The sequence below is a fragment of the Enterococcus ureasiticus genome, assembly GCF_001730285.1.
Lineage (GTDB): Bacteria > Bacillota > Bacilli > Lactobacillales > Enterococcaceae > Enterococcus_L > Enterococcus_L ureasiticus.
Genome location: NZ_MIJZ01000001.1, coordinates 1,105,989 through 1,129,425, shown reverse-complemented (window position 1 = coordinate 1,129,425; position 23,437 = coordinate 1,105,989). Strand labels below are relative to the sequence as shown.

At 34.8% G+C, this 23,437-nt stretch carries 15 protein-coding genes; 12 read left to right on the top strand and 3 right to left on the bottom strand.

Annotated elements, in window-relative coordinates; all coding sequences use genetic code 11:
- The first annotated feature begins 172 nt into the window (after positions 1–172).
- Positions 173–3,196 (top strand): M6 family metalloprotease domain-containing protein, encoded by a 3,024-nt coding sequence (locus BCR21_RS05290; RefSeq protein WP_069645436.1) that lies wholly within the window; start codon positions 173–175, stop codon positions 3,194–3,196.
- 384 nt (positions 3,197–3,580) lie between these two features.
- Here the strand turns inward: BCR21_RS05290 and BCR21_RS05285 are convergent, their stop codons facing one another.
- The 3 genes from BCR21_RS05285 to nrdD all read right to left on the bottom strand — a co-directional run bounded on the left by BCR21_RS05285 (position 3,581) and on the right by nrdD (position 7,672).
- Positions 3,581–4,369 carry an SDR family oxidoreductase gene (locus tag BCR21_RS05285; protein ID WP_069645435.1) on the bottom strand — a complete coding sequence of 263 codons (789 nt, stop codon included), beginning with the start codon at positions 4,367–4,369 and terminating at the stop codon, positions 3,581–3,583.
- Between the two features lie 182 nt (positions 4,370–4,551).
- Positions 4,552–5,154: an anaerobic ribonucleoside-triphosphate reductase activating protein gene (gene nrdG, locus BCR21_RS05280; RefSeq protein WP_069645434.1), complete on the bottom strand. Its 603-nt coding sequence runs from the start codon at positions 5,152–5,154 to the stop codon at positions 4,552–4,554.
- 325 nt (positions 5,155–5,479) lie between these two features.
- The gene (gene nrdD, locus BCR21_RS05275) at positions 5,480–7,672 is read right to left on the bottom strand and encodes an anaerobic ribonucleoside-triphosphate reductase (protein WP_069645433.1); all 2,193 of its coding nucleotides are present in this window, start codon (positions 7,670–7,672) and stop codon (positions 5,480–5,482) included.
- A 310-nt stretch (positions 7,673–7,982) separates the two neighbouring features.
- Between nrdD and BCR21_RS05270 the strand changes: the two genes are divergently transcribed.
- The 11 genes from BCR21_RS05270 (at position 7,983) to BCR21_RS05220 (ending at position 23,375) form a co-directional block, all read left to right on the top strand.
- Positions 7,983–8,750: an ABC transporter ATP-binding protein gene (locus BCR21_RS05270; protein WP_069645432.1), complete on the top strand. Its 768-nt coding sequence runs from the start codon at positions 7,983–7,985 to the stop codon at positions 8,748–8,750.
- On the top strand, positions 8,740–10,824 hold the full coding sequence (locus tag BCR21_RS05265; protein WP_069645431.1) for an ABC transporter permease: 2,085 nt from the start codon (positions 8,740–8,742) through the stop codon (positions 10,822–10,824). The genes BCR21_RS05270 and BCR21_RS05265 overlap by 11 nt, the downstream gene beginning before the upstream one ends.
- Before the next feature lie 265 nt (positions 10,825–11,089).
- Complete coding sequence (locus BCR21_RS05260) at positions 11,090–11,239, top strand: teichoic acid D-Ala incorporation-associated protein DltX (RefSeq protein WP_069645430.1); 150 nt, start codon at positions 11,090–11,092, stop codon at positions 11,237–11,239.
- Between the two features lie 14 nt (positions 11,240–11,253).
- Positions 11,254–12,771: a D-alanine--poly(phosphoribitol) ligase subunit DltA gene (gene dltA / locus BCR21_RS05255; RefSeq protein WP_069645429.1), complete on the top strand. Its 1,518-nt coding sequence runs from the start codon at positions 11,254–11,256 to the stop codon at positions 12,769–12,771.
- Positions 12,768–13,973 carry a D-alanyl-lipoteichoic acid biosynthesis protein DltB gene (gene dltB / locus BCR21_RS05250; protein ID WP_069645428.1) on the top strand — a complete coding sequence of 402 codons (1,206 nt, stop codon included), beginning with the start codon at positions 12,768–12,770 and terminating at the stop codon, positions 13,971–13,973. The genes dltA and dltB overlap by 4 nt, the downstream gene beginning before the upstream one ends.
- Before the next feature lie 47 nt (positions 13,974–14,020).
- Positions 14,021–14,257 carry a D-alanine--poly(phosphoribitol) ligase subunit DltC gene (gene dltC, locus BCR21_RS05245; protein ID WP_069645427.1) on the top strand — a complete coding sequence of 79 codons (237 nt, stop codon included), beginning with the start codon at positions 14,021–14,023 and terminating at the stop codon, positions 14,255–14,257.
- On the top strand, positions 14,257–15,528 hold the full coding sequence (gene dltD, locus BCR21_RS05240) for a D-alanyl-lipoteichoic acid biosynthesis protein DltD (protein ID WP_205684825.1): 1,272 nt from the start codon (positions 14,257–14,259) through the stop codon (positions 15,526–15,528). Before dltC ends, dltD begins: the two co-directional genes overlap by 1 nt.
- A gap of 155 nt (positions 15,529–15,683) precedes the next feature.
- Positions 15,684–20,021: a SpaA isopeptide-forming pilin-related protein gene (locus BCR21_RS05235; RefSeq protein ID WP_069645426.1), complete on the top strand. Its 4,338-nt coding sequence runs from the start codon at positions 15,684–15,686 to the stop codon at positions 20,019–20,021.
- A gap of 897 nt (positions 20,022–20,918) precedes the next feature.
- Entirely contained in the window at positions 20,919–22,001 is a 1,083-nt protein-coding gene (locus BCR21_RS05230; protein WP_069645425.1) for a M42 family metallopeptidase, read from the top strand.
- 20 nt (positions 22,002–22,021) lie between these two features.
- Positions 22,022–22,819 (top strand): DUF975 family protein, encoded by a 798-nt coding sequence (locus BCR21_RS05225; RefSeq protein ID WP_069645424.1) that lies wholly within the window; start codon positions 22,022–22,024, stop codon positions 22,817–22,819.
- Between the two features lie 331 nt (positions 22,820–23,150).
- Positions 23,151–23,375: an LPXTG cell wall anchor domain-containing protein gene (locus tag BCR21_RS05220; RefSeq protein WP_069645423.1), complete on the top strand. Its 225-nt coding sequence runs from the start codon at positions 23,151–23,153 to the stop codon at positions 23,373–23,375.
- The last annotated feature ends 62 nt before the right edge of the window (positions 23,376–23,437 follow it).

The window sequence follows — 23,437 nt, the reverse complement described above, 5'->3', positions numbered from 1 at the left end:
ATTGTATTTTAAGAAAATGAAATGAAAAAGTTATAATATTTTAACATAGTAATTAATTTTATGTATATTATGTAAAACAAATGAAATTTTGTTATACTTATATTGAGTAATAAATTTTATGGTTTATTTATTACTTAAAGATAACAAATAACGTGATAACAGGAGGTAAAAGATGAAAAGAAAAAAAGGTAGTTGGGAGATTCATTATTTCTATTTTATTGGTGTAGTCTGGTTCTTATTATTAGGATTAAGTCCAATGATTGCACATGGTGGTGTGGTCGATCCGAAGTTGGGAGAAATCTCCTTTGAACAACCAAATGGTGTGACATTTAAAGGCGAGCTAAAAGGAAATGAATTTCTACACTATGTTGTTGTGAGTCAAACATCTGAAGTTTTGATTCAAGAAAGTGATAGTTATTGGTACTATGCAAAAAAAAGTACAGCCAATACAACATTAGAATCTACTGGGAAAAAATACCAAATTGATCAAAAACCGAAAAATATATTGGAAGAAAAGGATATTTATTTATTAACTATTCAACCGAATGAAAACGATCGGCGAAGCAGAATGAAATCAGAGCAAGCTTCTCTTGACAAGGATCAAAATATTCTAGTTGTTATGGTTGAATTTAGCAATCAAAAACTGTACAAATCGGACACAGAACCAGTAAGTATTTCAGAATGGAGAAACAAATTTTTTGGAGAAAATCCAGAAGATAAAACATTAAAAACGTATTATAAAGAGGCGACACAAGATAGAATCAACATTATGCCCGCTCAAACAAGCCAGTTTAAAGAAGAAACAGGAATTGTAAAAGTATCTTTAGATGAAGAACATCCAAGTACAAACTATCAAATTAAATTTCCTGACCAGTCTTATATGGAAAAAGCACTGCAAAAAGCGGAAGAATATATTGATTTATCAATATATGATAAAAATCATGATGGTCGAATAACGAGTAATGAGCTTCATGTGCTCTTTATTTTTGCTGGATTTGAAATAACGCATGCGAAAGGAAATGGCAAATCTATTTGGGGGCATAAAAGTCATAATGCTATAACGTCTAATAAGGGTTTAGTTTTTTCAGACGGATATATGGCCACAGGAGAGCTGATACATGTAGAACGTAACTCGAATCCATCTGGCGGAAGTAGTAGTTGGTATCTAAAAGCAACACCTACTACAATTGGCGTATTTGCGCACGAATTTGGTCATTCATTAGGTTTGCCAGACTTGTATGGATCTGAAAATTCTATTCAAGGCTATGGGATTGGTTACCATAGCACAATGTCTTCAGGTTATTGGGGAAAAGTTGGCGATCGTCGCAGTGAGAATCCTAAAGATTTTCCTGGCGCTACACCGGCACATTTTGATGCTTATTCTAAAATGAAATTGGGATTGCCAACAGAAACTATTACAGAGAAAAAAGAGATTCTTATGAAATCAGGAGATCAGCCAGATTCCAAGATATATAAACTACCTGTATATAAAGAGGGAGAAAATAGACCATCAGAAAAACACTATTTTTTAATTGAAAATAGAAAAATATATGGATTCGATGAGGGGCGTAAAGTCGATAACAGTAGTGAAGGAATTTCTATTTATGCTGTAAATGAAGAATACAAAGACAACCTTAATATTTTAGAGTATGGAAAACAGATCGTCACTTTAAAAGAGGCTAATGAAGGATTAACAGGTTACCCATCATTAAGCAAAGGACCAGGAAGTGGAAAAGATAGCTATTTCAAACAGGGACTTAATGAACTATTTGATTTTGACACGAAGCCGTCAAACAAAATAGTTGAAGAAGAGCAGCCTAAATTTGCTATACGAGTAAATGATGTACCAAGTGATACGATGAAAGTAAAATTTGAAGATTCTTCCGTTTTGAAAGGAGTATTTGGAACAACTCGATGGACTTTTAATGAGAAGACCCACAAATTAATATTTAAAGGAGGAACTTTTCCAGATACAAATATAGAGAGTAAAATAAAAACAGAGGTAGAGAGTATCTTAGCAGGAAAGAAAATTAAAAAGATTGTTTTTACTCAACCAGTCAGAGCTACAAGAACTATTGATTATCTATTCTCAAATTTATCTGAACTAGAAGAAATCGAAGGATTAGAGAAAATAGATGTGAGCGGTGTAACTAGTTTAGAAGGCACTTTTAGTAACACTCCTCAGTTGACTAAATTTAATCTTAACGATTGGGATACTAGCAGAGTATCTAATTTCATCTATACATTTAGTGGAGCAACCAAAGTAGATACATTAGATTTATCAAATTGGAATATGAGAAATATTAGTAATGCCTATGGTATATTTGAGAGAATGGAGGCGTTAGACACAATAATCTTAGGACCAGATAGTGTATTCAGATCTAAATCGGGACAATCTAACGCTCTAAAATTACCTGGAAAAACAACGGAACCATACACAGGTTATTGGCATGGACCAAGTGATACAGAGAAACCAACTGAGATTTATAATCTAACGGATTACGACGGAAGTCGTCCAGGAAAGTATGAACGTGAAAAAACGTTCACAAAATTTTCTAATATTCAGTGGGAATGGAAAGAAGACACGCAAACATTACTCTTTAAGGATGGAAAAAAATTGGGTTCGTGGAAGGATTTCAATATTAAAAAGAATATTGAACCAAAATTAAACGGGAAAAAAATAAAAAAAATCCAATTTACTGAGCCATTAAAAGCAAGTGATAATATAAGTCATCTATTTTCTGGTTTATCTGAACTAGAAGAAATCGAAGGATTAGAGAAAATAGACGTGAGCGGTGTAACTAGTTTGGAAGGCACTTTTAGTAACACTCCTCAGTTGACTAAATTTAATCTTACTGAGTGGGATACCAGCAGAGTATCTAATTTCATCTATACATTTAGTGGAGCAACCAAAGTAGATACATTAGATTTATCAAATTGGAATATGAGAAATATTAGTAATGCCTATGGTATATTTGAGAGAATGGAGGCGTTAGACACAATAATCTTAGGACCAGATAGTGTATTCAGATCTAAATCGGGACAATCTAACGCTCTAAAATTACCTAGAAAAACAATGGAACCATACACGGGTTATTGGCATGGACCAAGTGATACAGAGAAACCAAGTGAGATTTATAATCTAACGGATTACGACGGAAGTCATCCAGGAAAGTATGAACGGGAAAAAAAATAAATTTAATTTTAGTTATCAAAGAAGTAAAATAATTAGTTAATATAAATACAAATTTTAGTAATTTGAATATGAAGAGTACAATATGAGTATTGCGGATACTTGAAGATGTGATTTAAAAATAAGCGATGGAACAACTGATAAATTACTACAAATAGATTCTATATTTTACAATTCAGCAAAACAAAGATATCCATGATCCAAGTAAGATATCAGCAGAGTTTCAAAAATCTATTGCTGTTTGTGTAGGTAAAGACTATCCTAATCTAGTTGTCGGTTATAGTAAGGTCCGTTCAGAGATTTTTATATTTTTTTAGACAAGTTCTTCATAGAATAAATAGAGCAGATCAAAACTAGAAATAGCTTTGGTCTGCTCTATTTAATATATTAAAGCAAAGATTCTGCTCCATCCACATAAAGTTCAGTTCCAGAAATATTAGCTGAAGCATCCGTTGCTAAAAATAAAACAGATTGAGCAACTTGGTCACTGGTTCCTGTTTCATTTTTTAATGGACGATCACCTTCGGGGAATTCCACTTTGATTTCAATTTCTTTTAATTCATCAGAATAAGTTGTCTTTTCGTTGATTGCTGTGTCGATAGCCCCAGGACAGATTGCATTTACACGAATATTATACCGAGCGAGTTCTAATGCGGCCATTTTTGTAAATGCTACTTGTCCAGCTTTAGAAGCACTATATGCTGAAGCACCAAAATTATTAAAAATTCTAGTACCATTGATAGAGCTTGTTATAATGATCGAACCGCCCTTTTCTTTCATATGTGGAATTGCAAATTTTGTACATAAAAACGTACTACGCAGATTTGTGTTCAACGTACGATCCCATTCATCAATTGTCAATGTTTCAATTGGCGCCCAAGTTCCATTTATTCCGGCATTACTGAAAAAGATATCTAAACCTTCTAGACTGTCAGTCAACGCATCAATCGCTTTTTTTAGGCTGATTTCATCCGTCACATCCACATTTCGATAATAACATTCATGTCCTTTGTGCTTAAAATCTTTAGAAATAGTTTCTAAACGATTTTGATTGGCATCAATCAAACCAACAATGAATCCTTGTTCAATAAATAATTTAGCTGTAGCATAACCAATTCCTGAAGCGGCTCCAGTGATGATGGCTTTTTTAGTAGCTGAAGGTTGATTTCTTGTCATAATAGTTGCTCCTCCAATTTATTTGATAACAGATTATTCTATTTTTTATTGTAATATACATATAAAAGATGAGCCAATAATTCGATAGGGAATTAAAATTAAATGCGAAAACCTGATAAAGTAGCAAAAGAATTCTTCTGCTACTTTATCAGGTAATATTAGTTTCATTTATGATCTAAACTTTAAATCAATTTGCCTTTTTTTATTTGCTCATAGGCTTGTTCAGCATCATGGCATTTGTCCCAAATGACAGCTTGCCCACTAGCTAAAGATTTTTTGACATCGATGATTCGCTGATTGCTGCTGCCTCTGAATTGTAAATTCAAATTTCTTTTCGATAACTCAAAACGTCCGTCAACTAAAATATCTATTTTTCTTAATAATTCAAGTTTATCGTCGGACTCTAACAGGAGTTCTTCAAAAGTATAACCAGACCAAGACCAGATATCTTTTTCTTGTCCAAATTCTTGATGAACTCGATCAACAACAGTCAAACAAACTTCTGTATTTAAAAAGGGTTCACCGCCTAATAAGGTCAGTCCTTGTACATAATCGTGAGATAAATCTTCAATAATTTTATCTTCTAATTCTTTGGTAAAAGGTTTGCCGTAGCGAAAATTTTGGACTGCTTGATTAAAACAACCTTCACAAGCAAATAAACAACCGCTAACATATAGGCTATTTCGGACACCTTCACCATCTACAAAGTTAAATGCTTTATAATCGGCAATATAATTTTGACTAAGTTCCTCTGCTAGCCATTCTTGTGGTTTAGGATTTCTCATTTTTAGTCATCCTTTCAAATAAAAACGATGCCTGCAAAAGTGCAGGAGACATCGTTTTTTTTGGTGATTGGTTCGTTCTGCTTTTTATTTAATCTAGCTGCATAAGCCAGCTCTCTCAATAATAAGGAGTAAAAATCCGCGATAAAAAGCATCGCTATATTTTTCTTCCTTATTATTCGAGAGCTAAACGGCTTATTCCACTTTTTATTTAATCTAGCTGCACGAACCAGATCTCTCAACAAATAGATAAAATACTGTAAAGATAGAAAGCATCTTCACATTATTTTCCTAATTTGTTCGAGATCTAACCGGTTCGTTCCGCTTTTTATTTCATATGTTTTACTCGAGAAGATATTTCTTTATGTCTTCCATGAACCATAGGCCGTGCTTGGGGATTGCCTAGATAGCCGCAAGTTCGTTTCACAACATCACAGGATTTTGGATCGTGGTTACCGCATTGTGGGCATTCAAAGCCGCGTTGTGTTGGATTGAAATCACCTTCAAAGTTGCATTCGTAACAGTGATCGATCGGTGTATTTGTTCCCAGATAGCCAACACGATCATAAGCATAATCCCAAACAGATTCCAAAGCTTTAGGGTTTTGCTGTAAAACAGGATATTCACAGTAATGAATAAAACCGCCAGAGCAATATTGTGGATAATCTTTTTCGAAATCTAGTTTTTCAAAAGGAGTTGGATTTTTACGAACATCATAATGGAAACTGTTTGTGTAATATTCTTTATCCGTAATATTTTCTACCACTCCGAATTTTTCAGTATCTAAACGACAGAAGCGATCAGTCAAACTTTCACTAGGAGTTGAATACACGCTAAAGTGATACCCATAATCATTGCCCCATTCATCTGCATGAGCTTTTAAATCCTTTAAGATTTCAATCGTAAAGTCTTTCGCTTCAGGATTTGTTTCCCAGTCACCACCGTAAAATGCAGATGCGACTTCGTATAAACCAATATAACCTAGCGAAACAGTCGCACGTTTATTTTTGAATAATTCATTAACCGATTCTTTTCTAGATAAACGTTTTCCAAAAGCCCCGTACATATAAAGGATAGGAGCATTTGCAGGTGTTGCTTCTTTACAACGTTCAACACGATAAACTAAAGCATCTTTCATTGTTTCAAGACGCTCACCTAAAAGTGTCCAGAATTTATCCACATCACCTTGAGCTTCCATTGCGATTCTCGGAAGGTTCAAGGTAACGACGCCTAAATTCATACGGCCCACATTGATTTCTTCTCCCTGTTCATCTTTCCAGCCTTGTAGGAAAGAACGACATCCCATCGGTACTTTAAAGCTGCCTGTTAAATCAACTAACTTGTCATAATTTAAGACATCAGGGTACATCCGTTTTGTTGCACATTCTAATGCCAATTGTTTTACATCGTAATTTGGATCTGTTTCATTTAAATTTACACCACGTTTTAATGTGAAAATCAATTTAGGGAAAATAGCCGTTCTGTGTTCACTACCTAAACCATTGATCCGAATTTGTAAAATTGCTCGTTGAATTTCACGTTCAAACCAGCTCAGACCCAAACCAAATCCTAAAGAAGTAAAAGGGGTCTGACCATTAGAAGTGAATAGGGTATTGATTTCATATTCTAAACTTTGCATCGCATCGTAAATATCTTTTTTTGTTTTACTTTTAGCGTAGGCTTCTTGACGATCAGAGCCTTCGATCCATTCTTTTGCATCTGCTAAATGTTTTTGATAATTTAATTCAGCAAATGGAGCTAACAATTCATCCACACGGTCTGCTGAACAACCGCCGTACTGGCTTGACGCTACGTTTGCAATGATTTGCGAAATTTGGGCAGTCGCAGTTTGGATCGACTTTGGTGCTTCAACTTCTGCATTTCCGATTTTAAATCCATTATTCAGCATACCTTTAAAATCAATCAAACAGCAGTTTGTCATTGGTGTATATGGATGGTAGTCTAAGTCGTGATAATGGATATCTCCTTTTTGATGTGCATTAGCAACATGAGGAGGCAACATTTTAAGCCCAATCGATTTACCAACGATCCCAGCTGTTAAATCTCGTTGTGTATTGAAGACATCACTGTCTTTATTGGCGTTTTCATTCACGACAGATTGATCTTTATTGATCAACTTACCGATTGTAAAGTTGATATCTGTAGCTTTACTACGCTCAAAATCACGGCGAGTACGGTAATTGATGTATTCTTCTGCTAACTCATATTCATTTCTTGCTAGTAAAATATGTTCGACGATATTTTGGATTTCATAGATTTTTACATTTTCAACGAAACGATCTGAAATTTCCTGATCGATTCTTTCCACAATTTCTTGAATGCGTTCATGGGCAAGCGGGTCCAAAGAACCGCGAATTTTTTGTTCAGCTTTGATCAAAGCGGCATAAATTTTTCGATCATCAAAATCAACCAATCGTCCATCTCTTTTAACGATTTTCATCGTATGTAAGCTTGAATCAGTAGAACTCACTTCATTATTAGCTTGCTTAATCTCCATCATTGCTACCCATCTCCTCATAGATTTATTCCTTCACTATCATAAAACAATTCAATAAATCTTTCAACTATATATAGTGTGAAATTTAATTTTCCACATACATTTACAACTACATATAGTGTTTATTAGAAATGAAAAAATAGTGAAAACAACTCCCTAAAAGGTTTGTGGAAATTGTCACAACATTCTCCCTTAGAAAAATAAATGATTACTAAATTTTTTTTTATTATTACTTAATTGTAAGAGGAAACGATGTTCAGCCACACAAAATATTGATAGAATAGGGATAACGAATAAACTGGAGCGAAAAAATATGAAAAAAATTTTAGAAGTAAATCATTTGAGCAAATCATATGGGTATCGAAATAATAAAGTACAGGTATTGAATAATATTTCCTTTTCAGTTGATCAAGGGGAATTTGTAGGGATCATGGGACCAAGTGGCGCAGGTAAATCCACTTTATTGAGTACTATCTCAACAATTGCTTTACCAACAATCGGAACGGTTCAAATCGATGGTCAAGACATTTTAAAAATGCGAGATAATCAAATCAGTGATTTCCGACGCAAAAAGTTAGGCTTTATCTTTCAAAATTTTAACCTAATGGATACCTTGACTGTAAAAGATAATATCTTGCTGCCTTTGACTGTTGATCGAATGTCCTTAGCTGAAATGGAGGAGCGTTTAGTACATGTTGCCAACGTTTTGGGGATCGACCAAATATTGAATGCTTATCCAAATGCTATTTCTGTTGGACAAAAACAACGAGTAGCTGCAGCTCGTGCGTTGATCACCAAACCAAAAATAATTTTTGCAGATGAACCAACAGGATCTTTGGATTCTAAGTCAGCGGCTGAGTTGCTGCAATATATGACAAATATGAACTTACAAGATGATGCGACGATCATGATGGTCACGCATGATCCTTATACTGCAAGCTACTGTAATCGTATTTTGTTTATTAAAGATGGTGTGATTTTTTCAGAAGTAGTTCGACAAGGTTCAAGAAAAGAATTTTTTAATCGGGTAATCGACATGCAAGCAACGATTGGTGGAGGTGGCCGTGCCAATGATTTTTAATTTGTCATGGAAAAATTTCAAAGGCCAATTTCTCAATTATTTAGTTTACTTTGTCAGTATGACCTTTGCGGTAGTTGTTTACTATTGCTTTAGTGCGATTACTTACAATAGAACACTGGCAAATAGAGTCGGGCAAGAGGTCCACATCAACGGAGCGATGAATTTGGGCGGTATTCTTGTTGTGGTCATGATTTTAGGATTTATGTTTGCGGCGAATCATTTCTTCTTATTAAAACGAGGGAAAGAAATCGGTTTATATCATTTAATCGGTATGCGAAAAGGGCGGATTTCATATTTATTTTTTGTTGAAACACTCATTTTAGGGGCAGCATCTTTAGTCACGGGGATTTTACTAGGAATTATTTTATCTAAGCTATTTTCGATGATTTTAGCAAAAGCAATGTTTTTACAAGTGGAAAGTCTATTTTTTGTCTCAATTCCATCTATGGTTCAAACAAGTATAGTATTTGTTTTCATGTTGCTAGCGGTCTCTCTTCGAAGTAGTTGGCTGATTTATCGTTATCAAGTAACAAACCTACTTAAACCAATTGAAAAAAATACAGCTAACCCAAATAAATTGTCACTATTAAAAGGATGTTTAGGTATTCTTGGGTTAGTGTTTATTAGTATTGGCTATTTTTTGTCATATAACGTCATTCGTTTTGGTGCAGCTTTAACCCATACATCCATAGGTTTTTCTGGCTTTTTTCTTGTTCCTTTAGTAATTATGTTTACTTGTTTAGTGGGAACGTATCTATTTTTTAAATACACGATGTACTTAATTGCGTTTCTATTTGGAAAGAGTAAATTCAATTATTATCGAGATTTGAATATGTTAGCATTAGGAAATACCAAACTTCATATTAAAAGAAGTGGACATACGTTATTTACGGTGACTATTTTTATTGCAATTGCATTAGGGATGATCGGCGGAGCAGCATCTATTTATACATTAGGGATGAATTCAGTAAATTCAACAGCACCAACTGATTTTATTGTCGCAGAAGATACTTTCAAGGAAATAGATCAAATAATCGAAAAGGAAACGGATACAACTATTGATTCATTAGTTAAATTAAATTATAAGTTGACGGGTAGCCAATTTCATCTTAAAATTGGACAGGACGAAAAAGAAAGCAGAATTAGTCCTGTAAATCTATTGTCACTTTCAAATTATCGGGAATTTCAAAAAATAAACCCTTATTTAAAAAATATCAATCTAAAAAATAAACAAGACGTTGTTATTTTAGATAGTATACAAAATATACTAAGCGGTTTTATTCGTTATGGCTCTGCTATTAATTTATCAGAAGGAATTAAACTTCATGTTGCTGATGTGCGGCTAGATTATTTGGGTCAAGATTTATTAAGATACAGTTTTCCTACAATTGTGGTATCGGATGAACAGTTTAATGCGATAAACTCCGGTATTACATACACGCTCATGGCCTTTAATATACAAGCAAAAGATGAAGAAGTTTTGGCTAACAAGTTATCGGAGACTGTAAAACCTAATTGGATCGCACCTGTTTATTACAAGTATCAGTGGGACAATAACCGGCTGGAAGGCTATACATCAAAAACTAGTCTACATCCTGAAAAAAAGAATCCACAGGAGTATTCAGAAGAAGACGAGCAGGAATATTCCCAATTAAACTATACTAGTCGTTTTACTGAACTAAGATATCAGAGAAGAGTAATGGGATTATTTATTTATGTGGCAATGTTTTTAGGCATTTTAGCACTGATCATAACAGGCAGTATTTTGATGTTGCAACAATTTTCTGAGGCTGAGCGAGAAAAAGAAAGTTATGATCTGTTAAAGAAAATCGGCATTCCTAAAAAAGAAATCACCAAACTTGTCTATCAGCAAAACAGCATTATTTTCTTTCCACCGATGATTATTGGTGTCTTACATGCAACGTTTGCGATTTATGTTTTGAGTAAATATATCTCAAGTTCTGGTTATTGGTTGGCCTATCTTTCTTGCGGGATGTTGATTTTGATTTATTTAGCATATTACTTCTTAACATCAGCGATTTATTCTCGGATTATCCATGGAAGAGATTGGTAATAGTTTAAATTTTTTTAAAGTGATTCTATGCAATATTTATATGAAAAATGATAAAAATAATGATTTTTCTTGTATTTTCTTTACTATAAAGAGGGTGGAACAATAATTTTGATTTTTTGTCCCATCTTCTTTTTATGCGCAAGTGACAAAACTGTTAGTGTAAAAGAAGCGTTTATTCACGAATTAAGTTTCTTTTCTTGTTGGTTTTGATTACAATAGCAGTACAAAAATGTGAATATGTGTAATTTTGGAGGCATAAAATAAAATGAAACAATTTTTTGATAAACCTAATGTACAGTATTGGGGCAAATTCATTGGAAAAACCCTTTTTTATTTTGGGATACTGCTAATGTTGATTTATTTATATCATTACAAAAATATTGATGGTGGCTCGTTTATTTACAATGAGTTTTAGGGAGGGAAGACTTCATGACGATTTTAAATATTATTGAAGCAATCGATCGTTGGGGGATAAAGGAGCCGAACCGCCCCGTTTATATTGAAACCAATCGAACGTATACTTATGGAGAGTTGAAAAAAAATTCTGATGCAGTGGCTGCGTATTTACAAGAAAACATAGAGCGTACTCGCCCAGTAGTCGTTTACGGAGAATTAGAATTTGAAATGTTGGCGTGTTTTTTAGGTGCATCAAAAGCGGGACACCCATACATACCAATCGAAGCACACACACCAAAAGAAAGAATCGAGATGATTTTAGAGGTAGCAGAACCTGCAGTGATTTTTTCTGTCAGGGACTGGCCCGAGCTGGAAACTAGTGCTGAAATAATTTCATTAGAAAAACTACAGGAGATTAGTGCTAAATCTTGGACTGCAGACGCATCACTAGAACCTGTTGTTGAATCAGAAACCTACTATATTATTTTTACCTCTGGAACAACGGGTGTGCCCAAAGGTGTTCAGATTAGTCATACAAATCTTTTAAGCTTTGTTAATTGGGAATTGACAGACTTTGGGATCACTGAAGGCATGCGCTTTTTATCCCAAGCACCTTATTCGTTTGATTTATCAGTGATGGATGTCTATCCTGCGTTGACTTCAGGTGGTTCTTTAACACCAATGCGTAAAGAGGTTATCAATGACTTTAAGCAATTATTTAAGGTGTTGCCGACATTGGAAATAGAAGTTTGGGTTTCGACACCTTCATTTATGGATATCTGTTTGATGGAACCGACATTTGATGGACAACATGTTGATAGTTTGAAGATTTTTCTTTTCTGTGGAGAAGAGCTGCCTAAAGCAACAGCACAGAAATTATTGGAACGTTTTCCTAAAGCACGTGTCTTTAATACGTATGGGCCGACAGAAGCAACAGTAGCCATTTCTGGCGTGGAGATCACACAAGAATTATTAGATGAATACAGTCGTGTACCGATCGGTCATGTAAAAAGTGATACGAATGTTTACATCATGAATGATGGACAGGAAATTTCAGCAGCAGAAGTTGGCGAAATCGTAATCGCAGGACCAAGCGTTTCTAAAGGTTATCTAAATAATCCAGAAAAAACAGCGGATGCTTTTTTTGAATATAAAGGTCAACCTGCTTATCGCACAGGCGATGCTGGAAAATTAAAAGAGGGTATGCTGATTTATGATGGACGGATCGATTTTCAGGTCAAACTGCATGGATATCGGATCGAACTTGAAGATATTGATCATCATCTTGCTGGTGTTTCTTATGTAAAACAAGCAGCAGTTGTACCTAAATATCAAAATCATAAAGTTCAGCAACTAGTAGCTTTTGTAGTCGCTAATCCTCACGATTTTGACAAAGATTTTAAACTATCAAAAGCAATTAAAGAAGTATTAAGCTTATCAGTGATGGAGTATATGATTCCTCAGAAATTCATTTATGTGGAACGATTACCGCTGACAGCCAATGGAAAGATCGACCGTAAAGGGCTGATGAATGAGGTGAATGCAACATGATCGACTTTCCTCACATGATTCCTTATGCGAATCCGATTTATTTTATTTACTTGTTGATCGCACTTTTACCGATGATCCTGACTTTATTGATCAAAGGTAAACGTTGGTCATGGTATCAGGTTTTAGTTACGCTATTGTTCTTATATATGAGTTTTGGTGGTGAGGATTGGAAACAAGGCGCGGCATTGATTGGTTATGTCATTTGGCAGACGATCTTAGTTTGGTTTTATTTTCATTATCGCCAAAAGAAAAATGAAAGTATGGTCTTTTATCTGGCTGTATTTTTAGCACTTTTGCCATTAGTTTTAGTTAAGGTAATGCCTTTTGTTTCTGGACATGCTTCATTGGTAGGATTTCTTGGTATTTCTTATTTGACCTTCAAGTCAGTGCAGATCATCATGGAAATGCGTGATGGCTCGATCAAAGAATATAACATCTTCCGTTATATTGAATTTCTGTTATTCTTTCCGACGATTTCGTCTGGACCGATCGATCGTTATCGCCGTTTTGAAAAAGATGTAGAAAATCCACCAGCACCTGAAAAATATGTCGACTTTCTAGGGAAAGGAATTCATAATTTTTTCCTAGGCTTCTTATATAAATTTATTATCGGATATTATTTTGGTCAAGTTTTGATGCCAGTTGTCGCTAATATGGCTTTGAAAACAGGCGGTTTTTCTTGGGAATTAGTCGCTTATACGTATATTTATAGTATGTATTTATTCTTTGATTTTGCTGGTTATAGTTTGTTTGCAGTCGGAACTAGCTATTTGATGGGATACGATACACCAATCAACTTTAACAAGCCTTTTTTGAGCTGGAATATCAAAGAATTTTGGAATCGTTGGCATATGACGCTATCTTTTTGGTTCCGTGATTATGTCTATATGCGTTTGATGTTTACCTTGATCAAGAAAAAAGTATTTAAAAGTAGAATCGTCGCTTCAAATGTAGGATATTTTGCTTTATTCTTATTGATGGGCGTATGGCACGGACTAACATGGTATTATCTGGCTTACGGATTTTATCATGCCGCGTTGATTTGTTTGACCGATGCTTGGTTACGTTTTAAGAAAAAACATAAAGAGCACATTCCTTCGAACAAATTCACACATGTTTTTGCGATTTTCTTAACTTTTAATGCAGTTTGCTTTAGCTTCTTGATTTTCTCAGGATTTTTAGATACATTATTCTTTAAATAAAACAAATAACCTACAGCTGAAAACTGTACGACAGAGGAGAACTACACATGAATATAGAAGAAACAATTTTAGATATTTTAGAAGAAATTGCTGGTACAGATGAAGTCAAAGAAAATAGAGACGTAGATTTATTTGAAGAAGGTTTGATGGATTCACTAGCAACGGTTCAACTATTAGTTGAAATTGATGGACAATTAGATGTACAAGTACCAGTTTCAGAATTTGACCGCGATTTATGGAACACTCCAAATAAAGTTATCGAACAAGTGAAAGCATTACAATAATGAGCATGAAGAAAAAAATCTTTGGAATCTTTGGACCGATTCTGATTTCTGCGGTACTATTAGTTGCGTTCTTCTTTGCACCGTTTAAAATAGATCTTGACAGCAAACGTGTCTTAGCGGAAGCTTCCACTTCTATGGCGACCAATGTGCTCAGAGGAAATGCAATAAAAAATAAAGCAATCGGTTCAAAGGAATACATTCCATTTTTTGGCTCTTCAGAGCTGAGCCGTATCAGTCCATTTCATCCTTCTGTTTTAGCAGAAAAATATGATCGTAACTATCGTCCATTTTTATTAGGAGCACCAGGTACACAATCTTTAACGCAAGCTTTGATGATGCAATCAATGGGGAAAAATCTTTCTCATAAAAAAGTCGTATTCATTATTTCACCACAATGGTTTGTGAAAAATGGGGTAACCAATGATTACTTCAATGCCTATTATTCTGAGTTGCAAACCTATCAATGGGTCAGTGATTTAAAAAAAGTAACCGCTGACGATGTGTATCTAGCAAAACGTTTAATGGATTTTCCAAAAGTAAAAGAAGACAAGCGTTTAGATAGTGCGTTAAAAGCTATCATTTCTGGGAAATTGCCAAGTTCATCTGATAAGCAATACATCGATTTAATGATCAATATGTTTTCCCGTGAAGATGAATTATTTGGCAAAATCGGTATGGTAAGCAAAGAAAAAGAAATTACCAAAGCTGAAAAACCCTTGCCTAATACTTATAATGTCAATGAGCTAGATCAATTAGCTGCTGAAATAGGTCAGAAAGCTACTAGTAATAATTCGTTTGAGATCTCGAATTCTTTTTATACTAAACGACTTAAAAAGAAATTAAAACGGTTAGAAAATTCACAAACAAAACTGGATTATCGCTATTCTCCTGAATTTTCAGATTTACAGCTAGTCTTAAGTCAATTGGCTCAAGACAATGCTGAAGTGTTATTTATTATCCCACCAGTGAACAAGCAATGGTCGGATTTTACAGGACTTTCTCAAGAAATGTTGCAAGACTTTGCAAAAAAGATCAAGTATCAATTAACTACTCAAGGCTTTAATAATATTGCAGACTTTACTAAAGAAAGCGGCACTCAATATTTTATGGCGGATACGATTCACTTAGGGTGGCGAGGTTGGCTAGCTGCAGATCAAAGAATCAAGCCATTTCTTGAAAGTGATTCAGTTAAAACACCAAATTACAAACTTGATGAGTCATTTTATTCAAAAGAATGGCAACAAAAAGAACCAAATGAGATAAATAAGTAATCAAAATGGAAAGCATAACTGTTTTTAAAATAGTTATGCTTTCTATTTTCATATATTAATTAAAAAATGTTGTGATTTTTGACTATAAAAATTTGCTTTATATGTTAAAATAATGATAGTTATATATTTTTTAATAAAAAGAAAAGAGGATATTGATGAAAAAACAGAAATTTTGGATAGTAATGGTGTTACTATTAATGATTGCTAACTCTTTGATTCCTGTGTTTAGTTTTGCTGAAACATTAACATTTGAGGAAACATTGAATACTGGACAAACAAGTGAGATGTTGAACAAAGAAATTTCTTCAGAAAGTTCAGAAAGCGCTATTACAATTGAGTCTTCAACAGACAAAGCGACAGATAAGCCCGCAGAATCAACTGAAACTTCTACCAGCATAGAAGTGCCTGAGCACTCAGGAACAAGTGATTCTATTGAAAGCTTAATGAAAACAAATCAAGCAGAAACACAACAAGCAGAGAATCTAGTAGCAAATGTTACGCTGACCGATCCTAAAGGAGTAGAGTACAACACAACAACAAATCGTCCGCAAAGACAAGCGCCATTAAACTTAGCGTTACAAGTTGGAAAGGACAATCAAACGATTCAGGCTGGGACATATGAATATCAATTACCAGCAGATATTGCAATTTCAAACAACATATCCGGAAAATTAGAGACAGTTGGAAGCTGGACAATAGATACTACTGGAAAGCTTACTATTATTTTTACAGAAACTGTAATCAATGGAAAATATCAAATCAATATTGAAACCAGTTTTATTCCCTACAGTAATGATAGTGATTTACTTAAAACGATTGTTTTCCCTTTAGCAAACGATCAGGAAAAACAATACGAGCTTTTATTTAAGCTTTCAGGTGAAGGAAGCATTCGCCTGAATAAAAATAAAAACTTCAATACAGATGTTGTTTCTACAGAAATAAAAACCAATATCAATCGAGAAACAATACAGACAAATCAAAAAATAGTAGTCAAAAATACAGTTAATAAAAAAGACTCAAATCAGAATGAAGATGCATCAGCTTATATCAATAACAGAGATGTGAAAGTCTTTGAACAGAATGTTTCGATGGGTGGTAATTTGATTGGAGAGCCTGTTTTGTTAGGAAGCGGGGATTATACACTTCAACAAAATGGTGCTAATTTAGAAGTTACTTTAGCAAAAGAAACAAATAAAGCTGTGATTCTTACGTATGAATCGGTCATTAAAGAAGAGTCGATTGCTAATGAAGAGCTAAACAATCTGAGAACTGAGGCGACTGTGTATGGAACATTACTTTCAAGTTATGTTTACTTCCAGTATAACCACAACCCTCATATAACTAAAAAAGGTGAGTACAACGTTAAGACAAATACAATTGTCTGGACGATCGATTACAATTTAGACAGCACAGAACTGAGTCAAGGAACTAAATTTACAGATATTCTTAAAGATGAGGTTGCCAATGATTTAACCTTCTCCAATTTGAAAATCTACTATTTATATATTTACGGCACCAATTTAATCAGCCAGGGCGGTTTTGCTCCAACAAGTCATTGGGATACCAGTGGTTTTGGCCAATACACAACAGATTACACTTATACTAATAATCCAACCCAGCCATCTACACAGGCGTATCGATTTATCTATGAAACGGCAGTTCAAAATCCTAGTCCGCGTGAGATAGAAAATAAAGCTTCAGATGCGTTAGGAAGCGATGAAGCAAAAATCAACTTAGTACCATCAAATATTTCTAAGATTTTGGAAGAAGATTCTCTAGATTTGGCAGATGGTACGGTGGACTGGTCAATCATTGTCAATAACAAACATTGGGGGATGCAGTTCAATCAAATGATCGATGCCTTTGGTGAACGAGTGAAAGAATTAGTAGATGGATCTGCTGATTTTTACTATTATGCTAAAGGGGATGATGACACCAAACATCCACTAGTTGTCGGACAAGATTATACGATTCATAAAACAAGTTCTGGTTTTACAGTGGATATGTTAGGTGTTCATAATGGCGTTACAACCAATAAATATGTTTTAACCTATAAAAGTAAGTTTGACAATACAGATGTTAAGATAGGAGACGAACTAAGTAATAAAGTCTCTCTTGCAGGTAATGGCACGATTCCAATGGAAGCTTCGGCAACTTTTAGTATTCCTAGCTTCTTAGTTGGAGGCGGTAAGAAAAACGTGGACTATGCGACCACTGCTGGAATATTTACTTGGACGATTGGAATTAATGAAGAGCGACATAAATACAAAAATCTGATTTTAGATGATGACATTGAGTCGATTCAAAAATTGGATAAAGATTCTATTGAGATTCTTGAACTCGATAAAATTATCAATGAAGACGGTAAGGAAGTAGTTCTGACGGGAGAAAAAATCCAACCTGGAGATGCCCGTTATCCAACTGTTATGGAAATCCAAGACAATCACATTCATTTAGAATTTTCTTCGATTGGGAATAAAAAAGTCGCAATCAGATATAAAACAGCACCAAGTATAGCTCCTGTTTCTGATTACTACACTAATTTTACAAATATAGCCAAAATTAGCGATGAACAGGACTACAAACACGATCTTAAAGCGGAACAACTGGTTGCTTTAGGAATCAATACTTACAAAACTGGTAGAGTTTCTACGGTAGATAATAAACTGGCTAGTTGGTCTGTCAAAACAAATATTATGCCAGAAAACCATCCCTATAAAAACTTAGTTTTGGAGGATAGCTTCACACTGAGTGATTCAACAAAAGCCGAAAACACTAATTTTGTGATAGGAAATGATGCATTTGTTGTCAGAGATTTGGTTACGAATAAAGTTCTTACTCTAGGTGAAGACTACGAAATTACTTTCACATACGACGCAGATCAGAGTCCAGCAGGATCGTCTCTTAAAAATTTTGACACGAATTATTTCAAAATTACCTTTAAAAAGGAAACGAGAGGAGTTTCTGTAGATTATCAAACCGTTACGACAAAATCAGCAAACATACTTAATAGCGCTGTATTTTCAAATGATAAAGCAATCAAAATGGATTGGGCAACGGTGAATCATACAGTTACAAGTGGTTCTGGTTCTGGAAAAGGTGTAGGACAGATTCCATTGAAAAAAGTTGATGCACGTACGCAAGAACCATTAAAAGGAGCAGTATTTGAACTGTTTGACAAAGACACCAAACAATCACTAGGGTTAAAAGTGACATCTGATCAAGATGGAAATGCAGCATTCCAATCAGTGGCTGAAGGCGAGTATTTAATCAAAGAAATCACAGCACCAGCAGACTATAAATTATCTGATGAGTATCAAGAAGGCGTCCTTTTATCAACGAAATCAGATGATGAAACAAGTGACCCAAGCTATGTAACTATTGTTGAAAACCAACCAATCATCACAACTGGAACTATAGAATTGAGAAAAGTAGATCCTCAAGATAAAGCTTTACAAGATGCTGCGTTCATTTTATCCCGTGATAATCAGGGCGAAAAAGAATACTACCAGATAGATGAACAAAGCGTGGTTACTTGGTCAAATGACAAAAAAGATGCCCACGTTTTCAGCTCAAATGAACAAGGCTTGATCACTGTTTCTGGCCTGACTGCTGGGGCTTACGAATTTACAGAAGTAAGAGCACCAAAAGGTTACGAATTAGATACGGCACCTGTTCCTATAACCTTGACGAAAGAGCTGATTGAAGCAGAAGCTGTGGCAAAGGGAACTAAGGTCAACCAATTACTGTTGGGAACGGTACGTGTGAAAAAAATTGATCAAGAAACAAAGCAAGCATTAAGCGGAGCTCAATTTACACTCGTACCTAAAAATGATCCTACTAAAGAAATCAGCAAGACGACAGATGCTAATGGGTTAGTAGAGTTTGAAAGAGTACCGCAAGGGATGTACACGATTACTGAAACACAAGCCCCTAATGGTTACCATTTGAAAGACTATGCAGAAGATATCACGGTCGATCCAGAGCATTTGACTGTCGAACGAACCGTAGAAAATGAACATATCGTTGGAGAAATCCTATTCCAGCATGTAGATACAAGTGGAAACAAAATTGATGAGGACAACTTATTAACAGGAAAAGTGGGAACAAAACAAACAATCCAGCCGAAAGAAATCAAAGGCTACCGCTTTAAAGAAGTACAAAAACCAGCGCCTCAATTAAGGAATAGAATGGATCAGCTACCTGGAGTAGATGAAATCATGTTTACTGAGGCATCACAAAAAGTTGTCTATGTTTATGAGCAAGAAACGGTACCACCTATCACTGATCCTGATGTACCGAAAGAAAAATCTGTGACTAAGACTAAAATCAATAATTCCACAAAAGCAACCGCAGCTATGAAGAAAAAATTACCAAGTACAAATGAACAAAACGAAAACTGGTACAGCGTACTAGGAACTAGTTTGATTGTCAGCTTACTTGGTTATTACATTATTTATTATTATAGAAAAAAACAAATAGATAATATATAATTTTTTAGATAAGGCAAAAAAGCAATAGAAATGCCCTTGTTGGGCATTTCTATTGCTTTTCATTTTTTATTTTTTTAAATATAGTTAATTTTTCAAGAATGTTAAGAAGTGTTATAATACGATTAGTGTCAAATGGATAGTTTGTAGGTTGTCTAGTTTTATGGACTAGCTTCTTGGGTAAAAGATAAAATAGAATGAGGCAAAAAGCATCTCAGCCAATTTTTCCTGTTTTTCAGACAGGGCTAAATGAGCTGCTACACTTTTATTGTTATCTAACTTCACGGGCTAGCTCCTCGGAAAAAAAGATAAAATTTGATTGTGGCAAAAAAACGCCACCCTCCTATTTTCCTATTTTTTAGTCGGAGCTAAACGAGCCCGCTACACTTTTATTGTTATCTAGCTTCACGGGCTAGCTCCTCGGAAAAAAGATAAAATTTGATTGTGGCAAAAAACGCCACCCTCCTATTTTCCTATTTTTCAGTCGGAGCTAAATGAGCCCGCTACACTTTTATTGTTATCTAGCTTCACGGGCTAGCTCCTCGGAAAAAAAGATAAAATCTGATTGTGGCAAAAAACGCCACCCTCCTATTTTCCTATTTTTCAGTCAGAGCTAAACGAGCCCGCTACACTTTTATTGTTATCTAGCTTCACGGGCTAGCTCCTCGGAAAAAAGATAAAATCTGATTGTGGCAAAAAACGCCACCTTCCTATTTTCCTATTTTTCAGTCAGAGCTAAATGAGCCCGCTACACTTTTATTGTTATCTAGCTTCACGGGCTAGCTCCTCGGAAAAAAGATAAAATTTGATTGTGGCAAAAAACGCCACCCTCCTATTTTCCTATTTTTCAGTCGGAGCTAAATGAGCCCGCTACACTTTTAAATTTAGGGAGGAATAATAATGGATCAAAAAGAAGAACGTTTATTAATAGACTTAACAAATGCTAAAGGAGTACCCGGAAATGAAGGGGAAGTCAGAGAGATATTCAAAAAATATGCGGAACCTTTTGCGGATAAAATTATGTATGATGGTTTAGGCAGTATTATCGCCAAACGGGTTGGGGATAAAGAAGGACCGAAAGTTTTCTTCTCAGGACATTTAGATGAAGTTGGTTTTATGGTCACTCAAATCACAGAAAAAGGATTCATTAAATTCCAAACACTTGGTGGCTGGTGGGGACAAGTTATGTTAGCTCAGCAAGTGCAAATCAAAACAAATAAAGGTGAGTTATTTCATGGTGTGATCGGTTCAAAACCGCCTCATGTTTTAACCGCAGAAGCTAGAAAACAACCGTACGATGTTGCAGATATGTTTATCGATATTGGTGCATCAAGTGATAAGCAAGTAGCTGAATGGGGCATTAAACCAGGTGATATGGTTACGCCTTATATTGAATACCGCCGGATGAACGATACTAAGTTTATGTTGGCTAAGGCTTGGGATAATCGTATTGGTACGGCTGTATCTTTAAGAGTTTTAGAAAATTTAGCGACCGAAGGACATCCTAATATTTTATTTGCCGGAAGCGATGTCCAAGAAGAAGTTGGCTTGCGTGGTGCACAGACAAGTACACATTTAGTTGATCCAGATATTGCCTTTGCACTAGATACTGGAACTGCAGGGGATACTCCTGGTATGACGCCTAAAGAAGCAGACTCTGAATTAGGCAAGGGACCGCAGATCCTAATTTTTGATGCGTCGATGATTCCACATAAAAAATTACGTGATTTTGTGATCCAAGTGGCAGAAGAAAATAATATTCCTTTCCAATACACGGTGATCACCGGTGGTGGTACTGATGCTGGTAGAATGCATTTAACTAGAAATGGTGTTCCGTCACTTGCAATCACAGTTCCAGTTCGTTATTTACATTCGCATACATCAATGATTCATGAAGATGATTATTTAAACACAGTTAAATTAGTGACAGAAGTAGTGAAACGATTAGATAAAGAAACAGTAGACAAGCTTCGCAATTATTAAACAAAGAGGAGATAATTAAGATGAAAAGTCAAATAACAAATGGAATGCATCGAGAACAAGCTCGAATATCACTAAAAAATCAATGGGGAACGATGGCTTGGATTACATTTTTAGCTGTATTTATACGCTTTATTATTGGCTCTGTGGTAGGTGGTATTGCCAATTTACCTAAAGATAGTGCAGGTAGTAATGTTATGTCATTTTTACTAAATAACTTTCTCTTTTTCGCTATTACTTATGGGACTTATTATTGTGCGCTGCAAGTATTACGTGGTAAAAAAGTTCAACCAGGAATGTTAACAACTATTTTTCAAGGCAAGTTTTATCTTCCAATGTTGCTGATCAATCTTATCCAATACATCGTTGAATTAGTGTTGAATCTAATTGTGTTGCTGCCGATTCTCCTATCTTCTGGAGTGACGCTGTATTTTGGGTTGATGTTTAATACTGTTTCAGTTGATCAATTTCAATCTGAAATGGGTGGAGATATCTTTTTAGCTATATTATTACTGATCTTCGGATTTTTAATGATTTTAGTCGGTATTTTTGTTAGTGGTGTTTTTCAGTTTGCTGTTTGGGTAAAGCTTGATGACCCAGAATTATCAGTAGGAGATGCCCTTAAATATGCATTGTTCTTGATGAAAGGCCGTTTTGGTCAATATTTACTTCTACAAATTTCATTTATCGGTTGGTTTATTATTGGAGCTTTAGTATTCGGAATCGGTTTATTATGGGTGATTCCTTATCATGACGTTGCTGTGGCAAGTTTTTATGATACAGCTCGTGAAGAAAAAGGAGCACCAGTTGTTGTAGAATAAGAAGTCAAAATTTTAATCATTAACAACTTATTACTATAATAAAAAATCTCTTTTGTTTGGTTTTAATAAACTAGATATAACAAAAGAGATTTTTTTTATTGGCTAAGACACGCTATTTTAAAAGACAATTTTTCATTGAAATCATAAATATAACGAATTTTTAGGAGTTTATTTGCTACGCATAACGATTGTGTTCAATTAGTGTTATTTAAAAATGAGAATCCGACAGGAACATTGGGTGCTGATGCCCGAACAATTGGTGGGAATATTGGAGATTTAAATGATGCAATAATTCCAGACTATAAGCTCGCAATAGAAAGTTAAACACTAAATGAACATAAATTACCCGAAAATTCAAAAAGCATATTTGAAAATAAATCAAATAATAACATATGTATATAACCTGAATAATCTAACCCAAAATAGCCAAAAACCGACTAATACAAACGACCAATTGCCTTTAGCAGGTGAGTGTAACAAAAAATCATTGATGTTGATTGGAGCAGGAATTATAGTAGTAAGTGGTACTTTATACTTTGTTAAAAAAAGAAAATAACAGAATAGCTGATTCAATTATTCTAATTGAACCATTTATAAAGACAATCAAGGACTAAGAGA